This is a genomic window from Ruegeria sp. CE8 (assembly GCF_056537465.1).
Genome location: NZ_JBQFRP010000016.1, coordinates 70,402 through 85,314 on the forward strand (window position 1 = coordinate 70,402; position 14,913 = coordinate 85,314).

Consider the following 14,913-nt stretch of genomic DNA (forward strand, 5'->3'; position numbering starts at 1 on the left):
GATGGCAGCAGCGCAATATCGCGCGGCCCTGCCGGTTCTTGAGACCGAGCGGTTGGTTCTGCGTGCGCCCCGTCTTGAAGACTTGCCGCTTTGGACCACAGTTTGCCACGAGAGCTTCGGCAGTTCCGAACAAGAAGCCTGGACCGAATTCTCTTTCTATACGTCCGGGTGGCTGTTGCACGGTCACGGCTTGTTCACGGTAACCCTAAAGAACGACGACCAAGCCGTCGGTTTCGTCATGTTAGGGATAGAATGGGACGACCACGAACCCGAGCTTGGTTATTTGTTCGGCGCCGAACACCGCAAGCAAGGTTACGCAACCGAGGCCTGCACAGCCGTGCGAGACTTCGGGTTCGACTTGCTCGGGGCGGGCCAGTTCGTCAGCTATGTCTCGCGGTCCAACACGCGATCGAATGCACTGGCGCAACGCCTCGGCGCATCTCGCGATGCCGTGGCCGAGACTGCCTTTGACGCAGATCAGCATGTTTGGCGCTATGGCGAGGTGTCGGCATGACCCTTTCGATGGCGATCCCAAAGTTGGAAACCGAACGCCTGATCATGCGGGCCCCGTGCGAAGCGGACTTCGAAGCCGAAGCAGATTTTTTTGCCAGCGACGCGTCAAAATTCGTCGGCGGCCCCTTGCGCCCTGATGAAACTTGGCGTGCCATTGCCATGCTACTGGGCCATTGGGCCATGCGCGGTTTTGGTTTTTGGGGCGTTGAGGAAAAGGACACCGGCACCTATGTCGGCCATGTGGGCCTGTGGTTCCCGCATAGCTGGCCCGAGCCCGAAATCGGCTGGACTTTGATGAACAATGCCACCGGCAAGGGATATGCAACCGAGGCCGCGCTGGCCGCTCGCGCGCATGCCTATGACGTGCTGGGATGGGAAACGGCGATCTCTCTGATCGACCCGGACAATCTGGGCAGCAAGGCCGTGGCCGAACGTCTGGGCGCACAGTTCGATTATACCTATGAGCATCCGGGTTTCGGTACAATGCAGGTCTGGCGGCACCCTGCCCCAGCCGATCTTGTGAACGGCGGGATGGAGGCCTACGCATGACCTCGTACACCATCCCTACCGTCGAAACCGAGAACCTGATCCTGCGGGCACCGCAAGAAGGCGACCTGCCCGCGATGATAGAGTTCTTCGCGTCGGAACGCAGCCGTATGGTCGGTGGCCCAAAAACGCCGCTGGATGCTTGGCGGTCCCTGTTGGGCCGGTTCGGGCACTGGGCCATCATGGGGTACGGAGGCTGGCACATCGTCGAAAAGGCCAGCGGAGCATTTGCAGGCTGGACCGGAATCATCAACGCACCGGGCTGGGATGAGCCCGAGCTGGGTTGGGTTATATTCGAAGGTTTCGAAGGTAAGGGAATTGCGTTCGAGGCCGCGACAGCCGCTCGCGCCTATGCCGCCCGGCACCAGAGGGTGAACGGCCCGATCTCATACATCGCTCATGAAAACAACCGCTCGCGCGCGTTGGCCGAACGTCTTGGTGCCACCTATGAACGCGAGGGCGAAGTTGTTGGCAAACGCTGCCAGGTCTGGCGGCACCCGAAACTCGACATATCTGACACCGCTTTGACCACCGAAAGGACCGGCCAATGAACAACCCCGTGACACGGGCTGCGACGTTGCTGAAAGAGCATCGCGAAAGCATCGACCGGCTGGACGCGATCCTTGTCTACACGCTGGGCGAGCGGTTCAAGCACACCCAGGCCGTTGGCAAGCTCAAGGCCGAACACGACCTTCCCCCGTCCGATCCCTCGCGCGAGGCAGCGCAGATCGCACGGCTTGAAGACCTGGCGAAAGAGGCCGATCTGGACCCCGATTTCGCCAAGGCTTTTCTGAATTTCATCATTCAGGAAGTCATCCGACACCACAAGAAACACAAGAACTAAACCGGCACCTACGCCGGACACGCCATTCAAAGGAGATACCACCATGGCAATGAAAATTCGTCTCGCCCGCGGCGGCTCGAAAAAGCGTCCATTCTATCGCATCGTGGCTGCTGACAGCCGCATGCCGCGCGACGGCCGTTTCATCGAGAAACTGGGCACCTACAACCCGCTGCTGCCGAAAGACAGCGAAGAGCGCGTGAAAATGGACATGGAGCGCGTTCAGTACTGGCTGGACCAGGGCGCACAGCCCACCGACCGTATCGCACGTATGCTGGAAGCAGCGGGCACCCGTGAAAAAGCCGAGCGCAACAACCCCAACAAGGGTACCCCGGGCAAGAAAGCTCAAGAGCGCGCGGAAGAGAAAGCGGCTAAGGCTGCTGAAGCCGCTGCTCCGGCTGAAGAAGCTGCAGCAGAAGAATAAGCAAGGCGGGCGCGTGCAGGATCAGGCTTTCACCGACGATTTTCGCACGCAGTTCGAACTGCTGATGCGGCTCCGGCGCGACGTGCGCCGGTTCCGCACCGATCCTGTGGACGAGGCGGTGCTGACGCGCTGCCTCGACACCTTTCGACTGGCCCCTTCGGTGGGGCTGAGCGAACCCTGGCGCGTCATTCGCGTCGAAAGCGAGGCGGCGCGGGCCGCAGCGCTGGAGAATTTTCAAAACGCCAATGAACAGGCCCTTGCAGGCTATTCAGGCGACAAGGCACTGAAATACAGCCGCCTGAAACTGTCCGGCATGCAGGAAGCGCCTGTTCAACTGGCCGTTTTTTCCGACGAGTCGACCAACAAAGGTCTGGGGCTGGGTGCGGGCACGATGCCCGAAATGCGCCGCTATTCCGTTGTTGCTGCAATCACCCTGTTCTGGCTCGCCTTGCGGGCCGAGGGTTTGGGGCTGGGCTGGGTCTCAATCCTTGATCCTGAACGTATGAAACGCGACCTGACCGTGCCGGATGACTGGTCACTGGTCGGTTATTACTGTGTAGGCTGGCCCGAAGAAATGTCGGAAAGGCCCGAGCTTGAACGTGTCGGCTGGGAGCAACGCAGCGCCCGATTGCATATCGAAACGCGGTGAAATTGGATGTTCGGGCTGATACGACTTCCCATCCTGTTGATGATCGCCTTTATTGTGGGCGTGTTTTTTGAACGCTCGAACCAGCGCGAGGCTTGTGCCGCGCAAGGTGAATGGCAAGACGGACTATGTATGACGACGGAAGGACCAAATGAGTGATCTGATCTGCGTGGGCAGCATTGCAGGGTCTTACGGCGTACGCGGCGAAGTGCGGCTAAAAAGCTATTGCGCCATCCCCGAGGATATCGAAGCCTATTCGCCCCTGACTGACGAGCAAGGCAACGAACGCTATCCATTGGTTTTGACCCGGACGATCAAGAACGGTTTTGCCGCGCGTGTGGGCGGTGTCGAAACCAAGGAACAGGCCGATGATCTGAATGGCCTGCGCCTTTTTGCGCGACGGGATCAATTGCCGTCTCTGCCCGATGATGAATTTTATCACACCGACCTGATTGGGCTCGAGGTCTATGACACTGGCGGCACATTGCTGGGCCGCGTGAAATCGGTGCAAAATCACGGCGCGGCCGACCTGCTGGAACTGTACGGGCCCGGATTGAAATCCACCGTGTTGCTGCCGTTCACGCTTGAAGCCGTACCAACAGTCGATTTGGACAAAGGCCGCATCATCGCAGACCCGCCTGAAGGTCTGATCTGATGCGGCGCGTTCTGCTGCATCTGGGGCTACACAAGACCGGCACCACTGCCGCACAGTCATTTCTGTACGAAAATCGCGAGTTGATTTGGCCGCATTTTGCGCTGCTTTTACCCTACAAAACCCGCAAGCTGGGATTGGCCGATGCCGCTACACGGCACTCCATCTACGGCACCGTGGGTACGTTGTCCGATTTCAGCACCCAGACCCGAGCCTTCTTGGCGACGCGAAACTTCGGCACTCGGCGCGGTTTGATCGTCAGCGAAGAGAATTTCAGCGGTCTGCGCCCCAGCCGCAATATCGAACAGGGATATGCAGCAGCGCCAGATCTTACCGCCTGTCTTGTTGACGCGGTTCGCGACCGGTTCGCCGGTGAAGAGGTCGAGATCACAATATACGTGTCCCTGCGCCAACGCGGCGCTTGGTTGCGCAGCCTTTGGGCGCATGACCTTCAAAGAATTCGCCAGGTTCAGGACTTTGAGACATTCCGCGCGAATATGGACCGCTTGCCGTCGCTCGAGGACACGGTCTCGGAAATCCGGGAAAAGCTGCCTTCGGTTACCGTGACCGAGGAATGGCTGGAAGAGATGCAATTGCGACGCTTTGGTCCCGGCGCACCCTTTGCCGAATTCCTGGACTTGCCCAGGGAAAAACGCAAACTTCTGGTGCCGCCAAAGCAGAAAAACACCCGGCTTCCCGAAAGTGTGCTGGCTGAATTGCTATCCCTGAACCGATCCCGACTGGACGAAACAGCTCTGACCCGGCAAAAGGCCCAGGTAATTGAACGGGCGAAAAGCGCGATGGTCGGCACTACATGACAGACAAGCCAAGTAAATCCCACGGGCGCAAGGCAATCCGTCCCACCCTGAAGCCACGAGAATTGATGACACCGACCCCCGATCTGCACGGGGTCTGGAAGGCCAAGATCATAACTCTGTTCCCATCGACCTTTCCCGGAGTGCTGGGCGAAAGCCTGACTGGCAAGGCGTTGCAAGAGGGGCTGTGGCAGCTGGAAACCGTGGACCTTCGCCAATTTGGGGTCGGCAAACACCGCAATGTCGACGACACGCCCGCTGGCGGTGGCGCAGGCATGGTGTTGCGCGCCGACGTGTTGGGCGAGGCAATCGAACACACAATGGCGGGCGTACAAGGCAACTGGCCCCTGATTTACCTCAGCCCGCGCGGTCGCCGGATGGATCAGCGCATGATGCAAAATCTCGCACGGTGCGATGGCATGACGCTGCTCTGCGGCCGGTTCGAAGGGGTCGATGAACGGGTGCTGGAACACTATGGCGTTCAGGAAGTCAGCCTTGGCGACTTCGTCATGACCGGTGGGGAAATTGCTGCACAAGCCTTGATTGACGCCACCGTTCGGCTGATCCCCGGGGTGCTGGGCAATCAGGCCTCAGCCGAAGAAGAGAGCTTTTCCTCGGGTCTGCTTGAGCATCCGCAATACACACGCCCGGCAGAATGGAAGGGCCGTTCGATCCCGGATATCCTGATGTCAGGCCATCACGGCCGCATTGCCGAATGGCGCCACGAGATGTCCGAAGAAATCACCCGCGAACGGCGCCCGGATCTGTGGGAGCGCTATACAAAATTAGAAAACGATAAGCAGGGCTGACATGCCTTGTGTGGCTTGCATGTCGCACGCCCAAGCTTTTGGCGGGCACCACTTGCGGCTGATTTCTTACAAATCTAATCATTCAAAAGATGTTGTGAAAAGCGCATTAGAACAAACACATAACAGGCCGCCGAATGAAGAAGATCATATGCATTTCTGTGCTTGCCCTTTCGGCTTGCACCACCAAACCTCTTGAGATGTCAGTGCCCACTCAGGCGGGTCATAACCTGCACTCAGCAAAGATCGCCGTGCAATCATGCGCGGCTGAGGAAGATATTGGGGGCAACAGCGCGGTGATTGGCGGATACGCAACGAATATCGTGCTGTGGGGCGTGATCCTGGGTCCGATCATCACCGCCCCCTTCGACGATAAGCTTCGCTCTCAGGGAGAGATCGACCAGGTACACCGGTGCTTGGCCGAACGCGGGTTCGAGCGCCGCGAACTGACGGATGGAGAGCGATTCTGGCTGCATCACTCATCTGGTGACGAACGGGTACGTCGTCTGGATCACGTTGTGGGTGGGGGCACCATGGAAACCTACGGGGTACCGAAAACTTAGGGACCCCCTGCTTTCCACCTGGCCCATATTTCTGGCGGACCGTTGAAGGTGTTGATATCCACCTTTCCCTGAACGCCGGGAACCAATCCTGTGCCAGTGTATTGCCAGAACCGCCAAACGGCCTTGGGGTATACATTGCGCGGGTGTCCTGCGACCGACCGCAGCCAGAACTCTGTCTTTGGCAGGCGCCCGATATCCGTGTCGCCGTAGAAATCCACAGTCGTATAGACAATTGGTCTTCGACCGTAGTGACGCTCGAGCATATCGAGGAACCGTTCCGCCTCGGCCCGAACAGTCGCGCCATCGGGCCTTATGGTGCAGGTCTTGGAATGCGGCGTCCACTCCATGTCCAACACATGGGGCAGATCCGCCCCTCTGGGCACGTTCTCGATGAACCATCTCGCCTGTTCATGCGCCGGCCGGCAGAAATAGTAATAGTGATATGCGCCCCAGGGCACGCCCGCCGCGCTTGCGCCCCGGCGATGATCCTCGAACATCGGGTCGGCAACGTCGCCGCCCTCGGTCGCTTTGATGAACACGAAACTAACGCCGGAAGATTTGGCCGTACGCCAGTCGATGGGCCCCTGCCATCGCGAAACATCGAGCCCATGAACCGGGTAGTGACCTGGGTGCCTGCCTTCCCACTCATGCGGCTTGGCATCCCCGAAGCTGGGGAAAATGACCGAAGGCGATGTTGTATCCAGAAAAGCTTTCGCCTCGACCTGTTGAGGCGGAGGGCTGCTACGACCGCAGGAAAGGGTCGCAAAGGCCATAACGGCCAGCATCAATGCTGCGCGCATGATATGTTCCTGTTCTAAATTTCTGCTCTTGTAATTTCCCCCAGAATGCCTGATCCGGCTGACAAGGCAACGGTGTTGTTGGCGGATGGCGAAAACCCACCGCCCGCCCCTGTAACTCATAGCGATTTAGGCTTGATCCCAACGCGCAAAGCCCGTAAAGCAGCGCAATCCGGTGCCGCGTCATGCGACTCCGGTGTTTTGGTTTGCATCATGGCGCAACACCCGGCTTTCTTCGGCCACGGCGCGGCAGGGCGGACCAGACCAAAGGAACATTCGATCTGACCTCTGGCGGGCTGTTCGCAGGACCCGATGAAGACCAAGAGCTCTCAGGCCGTGCCCAAACTTCGTGGACCAACCACGAGCAGATAGGAGTAACTGCGATGGACCTGATCGCACAGCTTGAGGCGGAACAGATTGCCGCCCTGGGGAAAGACATCCCCGATTTCAAAGCCGGTGACACCATCCGTGTCGGCTTTAAAGTGACCGAAGGGTCGCGCACCCGTGTGCAGAACTACGAAGGCGTCTGCATCGCGCGCAAAGGTGGCAGCGGCATCGCCGGTTCGTTCACCGTCCGTAAGATTTCGTTTGGCGAAGGCGTGGAGCGTGTGTTCCCGCTGCATTCGACCAACATCGACAGCATCACCGTTGTCCGCCGTGGCCGCGTTCGTCGCGCCAAACTGTACTACCTGCGCTCGCGCCGTGGTAAATCCGCGCGTATCGCAGAAGTCACCAACTACAAGCCCAAGGCTGGCGCCGAGGCGTAAGGAGCGGAAAGATGAAAAAAGACATCCATCCCGATTATCACGTCATCAACGTCAAAATGACCGATGGCTCTGTGGTTCAGATGAAATCCACCTGGGGCGCCGAGGGCGACCAGCTGGCTCTGGAAATCGACCCCTCCTCGCACCCCGCGTGGACCGGTGGTTCGTCGCGCCTGATGGACGCTGGCGGCCGCGTGTCGAAGTTCAAGAAGAAATACGAAGGTCTGGGCTTCTAAGCCGGACCCGACTGAAAGATGCGAAAAGGCCGCCCACCGGGGCGGCCTTTTTTGTTTCCTGCCCGCGCGCAGATATCCGTTCGAATTCAAAATCGTGGCCGCCCAGGTTTTTCGTTGAATGCAAATAATCATGTATGATCATGTTGTGGTCGTGGCCACATGTGCTGGTTAGCGATCAAGGTCACTGACAGCCAAGTGACCGGCGGCGCAGAGTTAGTTTGGCGACATTTCTGTCATGACGGACCGTCGCCTTGGACTGAACGGGAGGGGGAAAGGACAATGAAATGGGTGGAGACGTTAAACAGTCTGAGTGTCGATATCATTCTGATAATCGCGGGTGTTCTTTTTCTTGTGATGTCTGTTGCTAACAAGGTTTCGGGAAGTCTGGAAATCCCAGAGTCCCGAAAAAAGCAGGCGCTTGTGCTGGGCTCTGTTCTGCTGTCGATGGGCGTGGCTTACAATCTGATGGCGAGAACGGAGTCGGTAGACTGCCCGTCTCATGACATGTCTTGGACCGAACTGACGTCTCAGCAGCAGTCGCTTTGGGAAACTCTAGGATGGAACGCAAGAGCCTGGGACAATGATGAAGCGCCGGAAGCCGATGGCAAGCCCTTTGATGAACTAACGGCAGAACAGCAGAACGCAGCCCAGGCGCTCGGGTTTTCAAGGGATGCTTGGAACACCTGCGAATAGCAGGAACGGCGACCTGCCGTCGAACTTCACTTTTTGCCCTGGGTCAATTCCGCCGCGCTATGCACTGGCGGCACCGGCCCCCGCAGTAACATCAGGGCTAAACCCATCCCAATGACGGCGGCAATTGCCGCGACAAGCATAGCGCTGTTGAAGGCGTTGTCCTGCAGGTCGCGTAGCGCATTTGCCAATGTGGCACTGGTCTCGGGGTCCATTTTTGCGATCAATTGCTGAATCTGGCTTGGCGTTCCGTGCGTCAGGGCATGGGCCAGATCCTCACGCTGCGCCGACCCGGTGGGTAAGGCATCGATGACCTCGGAAAGACCCCTGCGTATGGTGATGGCCTCGGCCAACCCGCCGACCACGGCGCCCAATGTGGCTCCGAAATAGAGGCAGGCGTTGATGACACCTGATCCCTGCCCCACATGTTCCTCGGGCAACAGACGTAGACCAAGGCGGGGCAGCAGGGAAAAACAGATACCCATCCCGATCCCGACAATCAGCAGTTTCCACCAGATTTCAGCATATTGCGTGGAATTGGTGGTCGTCATCAACAGCACGAACCCACAGGCCATCGCCCCCAGACCAATCGCGACCGGCCATTGAAAGCTGTAGGGTGCCAGAAACCGCGGTGCGGTCACCGAAACAACAAACATGCTGAGGCTCAGCGGCATGATCGCCAGACCCGCGCCTATGGACGAGTATCCAAAGGCGTCCGGAGATTGAACGAATGTGTTGAAGTAGACGAAAAAGCAAAACAGCGTGAAGCCGGTAAAGAACATCCCGGCAGCGGCCATGAAGTAACGCGGATGCTTGAAGTAACGCAGCTCGATCAGTGGGTCGTCACTGCGTCGGGACACAATGACAAGGATGATTGTCGCCACGGCCGCAACGCCCAACGGCACCAGAGTCATCGGTGTCGCCCACCCACTGCTTTCACCGTTACTGAGCGCAAATGACAGCGGTCCGAGAAACAGCAGCAACGCACAAGCGCCCGGATAGTCGAACTTTGCCCCGGCAAGGCGCGTATCGGGCACGTAGCCGCGCCTGCTGACCTGCAAGCCTATGAGAAAGGCGAAAACCAGCAGCACCAGATCGGTCGCAAACACGGCTCGCCAGCTGATGTAGTGGGCAAATGCCCCGCCGACGATGGGTCCCACGCCAATCGCAAGCCCCACGATCGCGCCCCATGCACCGGTCACGCTGGCACGCTGTTCCTCGGGCGTAGCGGCGGTCAGAAGCGAAAGGGACGTACCAAACAAAGCCGCTGCCCCTGCCCCCTGCGCTCCGCGCCCAAACAGCAGCATGGCACCGTCTTGCGCAAACAGGACCGAAGCAGACCCGATGGCAAAAACGATCATGCCAAAGAAAAACACACCCATCTTACCTGTGATGTCACCCAACCGGCTGACGATTGTGACGAGCGTTGCGCTGGCCACGGTATAAGTCGCCATCACCCATTGCAGGCCGGATGGCGTCAGATCGAACTCGGATTTCAGGTTGGGCAGAATGGTCGCCACGGCAGTGGTGTTGAAGCCGACAACCATCATGCAGATGGCCGTCATCGCCAGCACAACGCGGGCACCACCTTTTGGGGTTGACTCCACAGATGTCTCGTCAGTCATCATTCCACCTTAAATCTGTTGATCTTTAACGCAATTAATCAGCAGTTTAGCGATTTTTGCTGCTGCGCATAGGGTGCGCCTCAGATCCAGTAGGAAAGCGCGACCGGCAGTACAATGATTGTGGCCAGCGTCGACACAAGGATAAAGCCCGCCACATCGGGCCCGTACTCGGGCACGTGTTGATCGATAAACAGGTATGTCGCCACCGAAGACGGCATCAGGCAACACAGGATCAACGCGCCGCGCTCGGCCCCGGTGAAACCAAACCCCCAGACCAGGGCGGTGGCAATCGCAATCGCCATAACCAGGTGCAAAACCGTCAGCATTACCGCCCGCTTCATGCTCTCAACCCGCAAGGTCGCCAGCGTGTGCCCCAATGTCAGCAACATCAAAGGAATTGAGAGGCCGCCAAGTATGTCAAAGGACTTTGCGATGGGCTGCGGCAAGCTCAATCCCGTCGCCAGCAGGACCAGAGACAGGATCACCGAATAGATAATCGGGGACGTGGCGAGTTTCCTCGGTGAGAACTCACCCGCCGGAATCCACATGCCGACCGTGAAGATACTGATCAGCACGACAACCACGAAGCCCATCGTGTAGGCCATTCCAGCATCGCCCAGCGCAAGCAGTGTGATCGGCAATCCGATGTTGCCAACATTTCCGTGCATCAGAGGTGTCAGAAAGGCGCGCACCGGCAGGCGCATGGCCTTGAGCACCACGAACCCAAGCACGCCAAACCCTGCGATGGCCAGCACTGCGGCGGCCATTACGTCCAGAAAAGTTCCAATGGCGATCTGCGTGGTGGACAGGTGCGAGATGATCAGGGTCGGGTACCCGACCCGTGAAACGATCCCGCCGATGACCTTGTTGTCGAATGGTGCCTTGGTCACGGCAAGGGCATAGCCGATCCCGGCGCAGATCAGCACGGGCAGAACCACGTTCAGAACGTTCAGAAACAGATGGTCCAAACGGCTCCCCTATCGCAAAATCCCGATTTGAACAGTGAAACAGCATCTCAGTTTTGGCAAGCACGCGGTCTAACCAACCTGCTTGGTTGAGTTTTCCAAATTAGAGCCTGATATTGCCCCACGATGGCGCTTGGGGTTCTTCCATTCCCGGCCTCCACAACATATAGTGGTCGGCAACAACGTGTGGGTAAGCACGGCGGGACATGGGAATACAGGCATGGCACATATCATCGTAGTGGGGAACGAGAAGGGCGGCGCGGGCAAATCGACCGTGTCGATGCATGTGGCCACCGCGCTGGCGCGGCTGGGGCATAAGGTCAGTACGCTGGACCTGGACCTGAGGCAGCGTAGCTTGGGGCGCTACTTCGAAAACCGCGGCAATTTCCTGAACGGATCCGAGGTGGCTCTGCCCAGCCCCCGCCATCACGATCTGCCCGAGATCGATGCAAGCAAGCTGAAGCCCGGCGAGAACATCTATGACCACCGATTGTCAGCCGCCGTGTCCAAGTTGGAGAGCGACAGTGATTTCATCCTGATCGACTGCCCGGGGTCGCACACCCGCCTCAGCCAGGTGGCTCATTCGCTGGCGGATACGCTGATCACCCCGCTGAACGACAGCTTCATCGATTTCGACCTGTTAGCGCGCATTGACTCGAAGGGTGAGAAGATCCTTGGACCGTCGGTTTATTCGGAAATGGTCTGGAACGCGCGGCAGCTGCGTGCGCAAGCAGGGTTGAAGCCGATCGATTGGGTCGTCGTGCGCAACCGGGTGGGCACCCAGCGCATGGTCAACAAGGAAAAGATGCAGCGCGCGATCGAGATGCTATCCCAGCGCATCGGCTTCCGCGTCGCCTCGGGCTTTTCCGAGCGGGTCATCTTCCGCGAACTGTTTCCACGTGGCCTGACCTTGCTGGATCTCAAGGATATCGGTGTCAAACAGCTGAACATCTCGAACATCGCCGCACGGCAGGAGTTGCGCGACATGATGAAGGAGCTGAACCTGCCCGGCGTCGAAATCGACTTCTGAGAAACTGGCGTCGGCTCAACAAATCAGGCTCTGTGCCGAATTTTCGTTCTTTATATTCGGCAACGTTTACCGTCACTGCGGAGGCGGACAATACCCGTACCAGGCACTCCCCAGGGCCTCGGATTCCAGTTGTCTGTTGAAGATGTACATCTGGTTGCCGAAGTCAAAATGCCAGTATTCCGAAGGATAATTGGTAAAGCCGACGTGCCGCATGACCCAATACAGTAATCGCCGGTTCAACAGCGCAGGGTTGTCGTGTTCAATCCGTCCGGCAATCAGTTCTCGCTCAAGATGGTCGGTATGCGATATGGCGTTCAGATCGTCGAAGGCAGCGCCCATGTCCAATTCCTCACCTGTTTCCAGCGCACGAAGAACAGCATCAACTGCGGCGCCGGTTGAGTGCGTCGGCCAGGTCGCTGCATCGGCTGGATCGAATTTTCTGGGGTCTGAACAATATTGGCGCGTCCGGATCTCCAACTCGGGCTGAGAAAGGCTCGGGTTCTCAGATGCGGCCTTTTTCATCGCCCAGCCCCACAAATCCCTCTGCGTGGAAATTGTGCGATACGCATCATAAACGACAAGCTCGCACCCGTGATCCGCCAATGCGTTATTGGCCGCTTGCAGCATCGGCACAAGACCAGCCCGACACCACGTCTGAGGCATGCTTCCTTTAATTTGCCGCCCATAGGGTGGGTTTGAGCCGTCCGAGAGATGATAGTAGGGAACAACCGCTATTCCCTGCGAACCAAGATCAACAAGCGGTTCAGACGCGCGCGGATCCGTGTCGTCGATTCCGACACCATGATAGCCCCGCGTATCCAGGCTATCGTCTCCGATGGGGATTGGCTGAAACTCCGTTTTGTCCACGATATCAACGCCTCCAGTCAGCACATTGAGCTAAGTAAGAGGCAACACCTTGGGCAAGTCAACTTTGGCCGGCGTGCCGATGGCAGCCGGCCATTACAGCGTAGTGAACATTCAATCTTGGTTATTACAGAATGAAAATCCTTCGCTGTTCTCTGCCCTGTAGACCGTAAACAGCTCCTTCGGTTCAGGCACACCGCGCAACATATATCGCCCCACGGAAACCAGTTGCGAGGCACAAGGTTGGGCTGCCCGGGCCACATCGTCCGAGATCAGAATCCGCTGCCCCAGCGACCGATGCATCCCGGCAATCCGGGCGGTCTGGTTGACGGTTGGACCGATGACGGTGAAGTCCAAACGGTTTTCAGATCCGATGTTGCCATACAAGATTTCGCCCGCATGCAGGGCCAGCGTATAGTTCGAAACCGGCAGCCCATCTGCCGTACGTTGCGCGTTCAGCTCTGCCATTCTTTCCTGCAATTCGACCACTGCAGCCAGAGCGGCGCGTGCATCCGCATCAATTTCGCCGACATCGAACATCGCCATCAGGCCGTCGCCCATGAACTTCAGGATACTGCCATCGCATTTGTGGACCACGTTGACAGCAACGGCCAGGTACTCGTTCAGCATCTCGATGAGATCATCGCCCGGCAGCTCTTCGGACAGGCTGGTGAAGCCCTCCAGGTCAAAATTCCAGATCACAGCATCGATCTGCTGCAGCGATCCGCGCCGTATCTCACCTGACAGAACGCGCCGACCAGCGTCACGCCCCAGATAAACACGCATCAGGTCCTTTGATATCCGGGCATTGGTCGCCGATTTCAATGCCAGACCCAGATGCGGCAGGGCCGTGTTGATCAGCGCAAGGTCACTTTCGCGAAACCCTTCAGGGGCATCCGAGGTCCAGGACATCAGCACGCCATTCACCACTTTTTCCGCGTCAATTGCACCATTGCTCGCCGGACTGTCAAAGGACACGCCGGTTGCGAAATACTCGGTGGCACCATGCTCGCGCAGTTCGTTCAGCAAGGGATAGCGGCTGGGCTCGTTCTGTTCGATCAGCCGTTCATGCACGACGCTCAGACCTTCGTTCAGCACGGCATATAAAGGGCTACTACGCCATTGCTCGCTGGGCTCTTCTGAGTATTCGAAGTTCTGGTATTCACCACCCCGCCCCTGATACCAGCTATACCCGACTCCGCCATATACCGGATGCAGCAGCGATTGGGCCGCGTGAAACCGCATCAACGGTACGCCCATGTCCACCAACCTGTTGCAATAGCCCTCCAGCAGCTCTTCTTTGTCTACGCCTTCCAGCCCGCGCGTCACCAGCCAGCTTATGAGGTCGCTTGATTTTGCCTCTTCAGAGTTCGAGGTCGTCATATTTTGTCCCGTTTTTGTTCTGCCCTTCATCTGGGAACGCGGGCAGTCAATTACCAGTGCTCAAGTCATACGCGCCAGACGCCGGAGCATTTTGCGCAGCAGGGCCGTTTCTTCATGGGTAAACATGCCCGCAAGCTTTGTGTCATACTGTTTTGCGACCTCGCGCAGATCCAGGTACACGGTTTGCCCCTGGGATGTGAGCGTCAAATGTTCAACCCGCCGGTCCGACGGGCTACGCGTGCGGGTCAGATACCGCCGCTGTTCAAGCTTGGATACGGCGCGGCTGATCTTTGTCTTATGGATTCTGGCGCGTTCCCCGATCTCCTTCGCGGTCATCTCGCCATAGTTACCCAAGTGAAACAGAACACGCCACTCGGTTCGGAGCATCCCGTAGCGGTCTTTGTAGACCTGTTGAAACTCCAGCGAACTTTCTTCGGCAGCCCGGTTCAGCAGGTAAGGCAGGAAATCTTGCGGATAAAAGTCATCTTTTTTGGCGGAGTCGTCTTGAGTCATGCTTGTTAGTTACAAAATCAACTATTATCCGACAAGCAGCTTATGGAGGAACACAGGATGAACCATCCGACTGATCCGCACAAAATGACTAAGGCCAGCACACCTGTGGGCACCCATGCAGATTACATGCCCGGCTTTGGGAACGATTTTGAGACCGAGGCATTGCCGGGTGCGTTGCCGCGGGGGATGAACAGCCCGCAGCGGTGCAATTACGGTCTTTATGGCGAACAGCTGAGCGGC

Annotated in this window: 22 protein-coding genes; 16 read left to right on the top strand and 6 right to left on the bottom strand. The window is 57.9% G+C overall.

The window, feature by feature from the left end:
* Window position 1: 1 nt before the first annotated feature.
* The 11 genes from ACR0AA_RS21220 (at window position 2) to ACR0AA_RS21270 (ending at window position 5,806) form a co-directional block, all read left to right on the top strand.
* The gene (locus ACR0AA_RS21220; RefSeq protein WP_480665727.1) at window positions 2-514 is read left to right on the top strand and encodes a GNAT family N-acetyltransferase; all 513 of its coding nucleotides are present in this window, start codon (window positions 2-4) and stop codon (window positions 512-514) included.
* Entirely contained in the window at window positions 511-1,062 is a 552-nt protein-coding gene (locus tag ACR0AA_RS21225; RefSeq protein ID WP_480665728.1) for a GNAT family N-acetyltransferase, read from the top strand. Before ACR0AA_RS21220 ends, ACR0AA_RS21225 begins: the two co-directional genes overlap by 4 nt.
* On the top strand, window positions 1,059-1,610 hold the full coding sequence (locus ACR0AA_RS21230) for a GNAT family N-acetyltransferase (RefSeq protein WP_480665729.1): 552 nt from the start codon (window positions 1,059-1,061) through the stop codon (window positions 1,608-1,610). The genes ACR0AA_RS21225 and ACR0AA_RS21230 overlap by 4 nt, the downstream gene beginning before the upstream one ends.
* Window positions 1,607-1,903 carry a chorismate mutase gene (locus ACR0AA_RS21235; RefSeq protein ID WP_480665730.1) on the top strand — a complete coding sequence of 99 codons (297 nt, stop codon included), beginning with the start codon at window positions 1,607-1,609 and terminating at the stop codon, window positions 1,901-1,903. The genes ACR0AA_RS21230 and ACR0AA_RS21235 overlap by 4 nt, the downstream gene beginning before the upstream one ends.
* A 43-nt stretch (window positions 1,904-1,946) precedes the next feature.
* Window positions 1,947-2,324, top strand: coding sequence for a 30S ribosomal protein S16 (rpsP, locus tag ACR0AA_RS21240; RefSeq protein WP_170493732.1), 378 nt, complete (start codon window positions 1,947-1,949; stop codon window positions 2,322-2,324).
* 13 nt (window positions 2,325-2,337) lie between these two features.
* Window positions 2,338-2,973 (top strand): 5,6-dimethylbenzimidazole synthase, encoded by a 636-nt coding sequence (gene bluB / locus ACR0AA_RS21245; RefSeq protein ID WP_480665731.1) that lies wholly within the window; start codon window positions 2,338-2,340, stop codon window positions 2,971-2,973.
* Window positions 2,974-2,979: 6 nt separating this feature from the next.
* Window positions 2,980-3,129, top strand: coding sequence for a hypothetical protein (locus ACR0AA_RS21250; protein WP_480665732.1), 150 nt, complete (start codon window positions 2,980-2,982; stop codon window positions 3,127-3,129).
* Window positions 3,122-3,625: a ribosome maturation factor RimM gene (gene rimM / locus ACR0AA_RS21255; RefSeq protein WP_480665733.1), complete on the top strand. Its 504-nt coding sequence runs from the start codon at window positions 3,122-3,124 to the stop codon at window positions 3,623-3,625. Before ACR0AA_RS21250 ends, rimM begins: the two co-directional genes overlap by 8 nt.
* Complete coding sequence (locus ACR0AA_RS21260) at window positions 3,625-4,440, top strand: hypothetical protein (RefSeq protein ID WP_480665734.1); 816 nt, start codon at window positions 3,625-3,627, stop codon at window positions 4,438-4,440. Before rimM ends, ACR0AA_RS21260 begins: the two co-directional genes overlap by 1 nt.
* The gene (trmD, locus tag ACR0AA_RS21265) at window positions 4,437-5,246 is read left to right on the top strand and encodes a tRNA (guanosine(37)-N1)-methyltransferase TrmD (RefSeq protein ID WP_480757258.1); all 810 of its coding nucleotides are present in this window, start codon (window positions 4,437-4,439) and stop codon (window positions 5,244-5,246) included. The genes ACR0AA_RS21260 and trmD overlap by 4 nt, the downstream gene beginning before the upstream one ends.
* A gap of 134 nt (window positions 5,247-5,380) precedes the next feature.
* Window positions 5,381-5,806 carry a hypothetical protein gene (locus ACR0AA_RS21270; RefSeq protein WP_480757260.1) on the top strand — a complete coding sequence of 142 codons (426 nt, stop codon included), beginning with the start codon at window positions 5,381-5,383 and terminating at the stop codon, window positions 5,804-5,806.
* On the opposite strand, the gene ACR0AA_RS21275 is transcribed toward ACR0AA_RS21270, so the two are convergent.
* Window positions 5,803-6,606, bottom strand: coding sequence for a glycoside hydrolase family 25 protein (locus tag ACR0AA_RS21275; protein ID WP_480757264.1), 804 nt, complete (start codon window positions 6,604-6,606; stop codon window positions 5,803-5,805). The genes ACR0AA_RS21270 and ACR0AA_RS21275 overlap by 4 nt on opposite strands.
* Window positions 6,607-6,986: 380 nt before the next feature.
* On the opposite strand from ACR0AA_RS21275, the gene rplS reads away from it, so the two are divergent.
* From rplS to ACR0AA_RS21290, 3 genes are all read left to right on the top strand, one after another.
* Window positions 6,987-7,370, top strand: coding sequence for a 50S ribosomal protein L19 (rplS, locus tag ACR0AA_RS21280; protein WP_170328369.1), 384 nt, complete (start codon window positions 6,987-6,989; stop codon window positions 7,368-7,370).
* A gap of 11 nt (window positions 7,371-7,381) precedes the next feature.
* Window positions 7,382-7,603, top strand: a complete 222-nt coding sequence (gene rpmE / locus ACR0AA_RS21285; protein ID WP_480665738.1) for a 50S ribosomal protein L31 — start codon at window positions 7,382-7,384, stop codon at window positions 7,601-7,603.
* Window positions 7,604-7,882: 279 nt separating this feature from the next.
* Complete coding sequence (locus ACR0AA_RS21290; RefSeq protein WP_480665739.1) at window positions 7,883-8,296, top strand: hypothetical protein; 414 nt, start codon at window positions 7,883-7,885, stop codon at window positions 8,294-8,296.
* Window positions 8,297-8,322: 26 nt separating this feature from the next.
* Here ACR0AA_RS21290 and ACR0AA_RS21295 read toward each other — a convergent pair whose 3' ends face one another.
* Together ACR0AA_RS21295 and ACR0AA_RS21300 are read right to left on the bottom strand one after the other, a co-directional pair.
* Window positions 8,323-9,900, bottom strand: a complete 1,578-nt coding sequence (locus ACR0AA_RS21295) for an MFS transporter (protein WP_480665740.1) — start codon at window positions 9,898-9,900, stop codon at window positions 8,323-8,325.
* 98 nt (window positions 9,901-9,998) lie between these two features.
* Window positions 9,999-10,886, bottom strand: a complete 888-nt coding sequence (locus ACR0AA_RS21300; RefSeq protein WP_480665741.1) for an AEC family transporter — start codon at window positions 10,884-10,886, stop codon at window positions 9,999-10,001.
* A gap of 217 nt (window positions 10,887-11,103) precedes the next feature.
* Here ACR0AA_RS21300 and ACR0AA_RS21305 point away from each other — a divergent pair, with 217 nt between their 5' ends.
* Window positions 11,104-11,913 (top strand): division plane positioning ATPase MipZ, encoded by an 810-nt coding sequence (locus ACR0AA_RS21305; protein ID WP_480665742.1) that lies wholly within the window; start codon window positions 11,104-11,106, stop codon window positions 11,911-11,913.
* A gap of 72 nt (window positions 11,914-11,985) precedes the next feature.
* Here the strand turns inward: ACR0AA_RS21305 and ACR0AA_RS21310 are convergent, their stop codons facing one another.
* The 3 genes from ACR0AA_RS21310 to ACR0AA_RS21320 form a co-directional block, all read right to left on the bottom strand.
* Window positions 11,986-12,780 (bottom strand): M15 family metallopeptidase, encoded by a 795-nt coding sequence (locus ACR0AA_RS21310; protein ID WP_480665743.1) that lies wholly within the window; start codon window positions 12,778-12,780, stop codon window positions 11,986-11,988.
* 111 nt (window positions 12,781-12,891) lie between these two features.
* Window positions 12,892-14,160, bottom strand: a complete 1,269-nt coding sequence (locus tag ACR0AA_RS21315; RefSeq protein ID WP_480665744.1) for an adenylate/guanylate cyclase domain-containing protein — start codon at window positions 14,158-14,160, stop codon at window positions 12,892-12,894.
* A 60-nt stretch (window positions 14,161-14,220) separates the two neighbouring features.
* The gene (locus ACR0AA_RS21320; protein WP_480665745.1) at window positions 14,221-14,673 is read right to left on the bottom strand and encodes a MarR family winged helix-turn-helix transcriptional regulator; all 453 of its coding nucleotides are present in this window, start codon (window positions 14,671-14,673) and stop codon (window positions 14,221-14,223) included.
* Between the two features lie 57 nt (window positions 14,674-14,730).
* On the opposite strand from ACR0AA_RS21320, the gene ACR0AA_RS21325 reads away from it, so the two are divergent.
* On the top strand, window positions 14,731-14,913 hold a 183-nt coding region (locus tag ACR0AA_RS21325; protein ID WP_480757271.1), incomplete at its 3' end, for a homogentisate 1,2-dioxygenase.

Excerpts from the sequence above, each read along its gene's own strand:
- ACR0AA_RS21220 (WP_480665727.1), top strand. The coding sequence starts at position 2 with ATGGCAGCAGCGCAATATCGCGCGGCCCTGCCGGTTCTTGAGACCGAG.
- ACR0AA_RS21270 (WP_480757260.1), top strand. The coding sequence starts at position 5,381 with ATGAAGAAGATCATATGCATTTCTGTGCTTGCCCTTTCGGCTTGCACC.
- ACR0AA_RS21290 (WP_480665739.1), top strand. The coding sequence starts at position 7,883 with ATGAAATGGGTGGAGACGTTAAACAGTCTGAGTGTCGATATCATTCTG.
- ACR0AA_RS21260 (WP_480665734.1), top strand. The coding sequence starts at position 3,625 with ATGCGGCGCGTTCTGCTGCATCTGGGGCTACACAAGACCGGCACCACT.
- ACR0AA_RS21275 (WP_480757264.1), bottom strand. The coding sequence starts at position 6,606 with ATGCGCGCAGCATTGATGCTGGCCGTTATGGCCTTTGCGACCCTTTCC.
- ACR0AA_RS21235 (WP_480665730.1), top strand. The coding sequence starts at position 1,607 with ATGAACAACCCCGTGACACGGGCTGCGACGTTGCTGAAAGAGCATCGC.
- trmD (WP_480757258.1), top strand. The coding sequence starts at position 4,437 with ATGACAGACAAGCCAAGTAAATCCCACGGGCGCAAGGCAATCCGTCCC.
- ACR0AA_RS21225 (WP_480665728.1), top strand. The coding sequence starts at position 511 with ATGACCCTTTCGATGGCGATCCCAAAGTTGGAAACCGAACGCCTGATC.
- rpsP (WP_170493732.1), top strand. The coding sequence starts at position 1,947 with ATGGCAATGAAAATTCGTCTCGCCCGCGGCGGCTCGAAAAAGCGTCCA.
- ACR0AA_RS21250 (WP_480665732.1), top strand. The coding sequence starts at position 2,980 with ATGTTCGGGCTGATACGACTTCCCATCCTGTTGATGATCGCCTTTATT.
- ACR0AA_RS21305 (WP_480665742.1), top strand. The coding sequence starts at position 11,104 with ATGGCACATATCATCGTAGTGGGGAACGAGAAGGGCGGCGCGGGCAAA.
- ACR0AA_RS21320 (WP_480665745.1), bottom strand. The coding sequence starts at position 14,673 with ATGACTCAAGACGACTCCGCCAAAAAAGATGACTTTTATCCGCAAGAT.
- rplS (WP_170328369.1), top strand. The coding sequence starts at position 6,987 with ATGGACCTGATCGCACAGCTTGAGGCGGAACAGATTGCCGCCCTGGGG.
- ACR0AA_RS21315 (WP_480665744.1), bottom strand. The coding sequence starts at position 14,160 with ATGACGACCTCGAACTCTGAAGAGGCAAAATCAAGCGACCTCATAAGC.
- rpmE (WP_480665738.1), top strand. The coding sequence starts at position 7,382 with ATGAAAAAAGACATCCATCCCGATTATCACGTCATCAACGTCAAAATG.
- ACR0AA_RS21230 (WP_480665729.1), top strand. The coding sequence starts at position 1,059 with ATGACCTCGTACACCATCCCTACCGTCGAAACCGAGAACCTGATCCTG.
- rimM (WP_480665733.1), top strand. The coding sequence starts at position 3,122 with ATGAGTGATCTGATCTGCGTGGGCAGCATTGCAGGGTCTTACGGCGTA.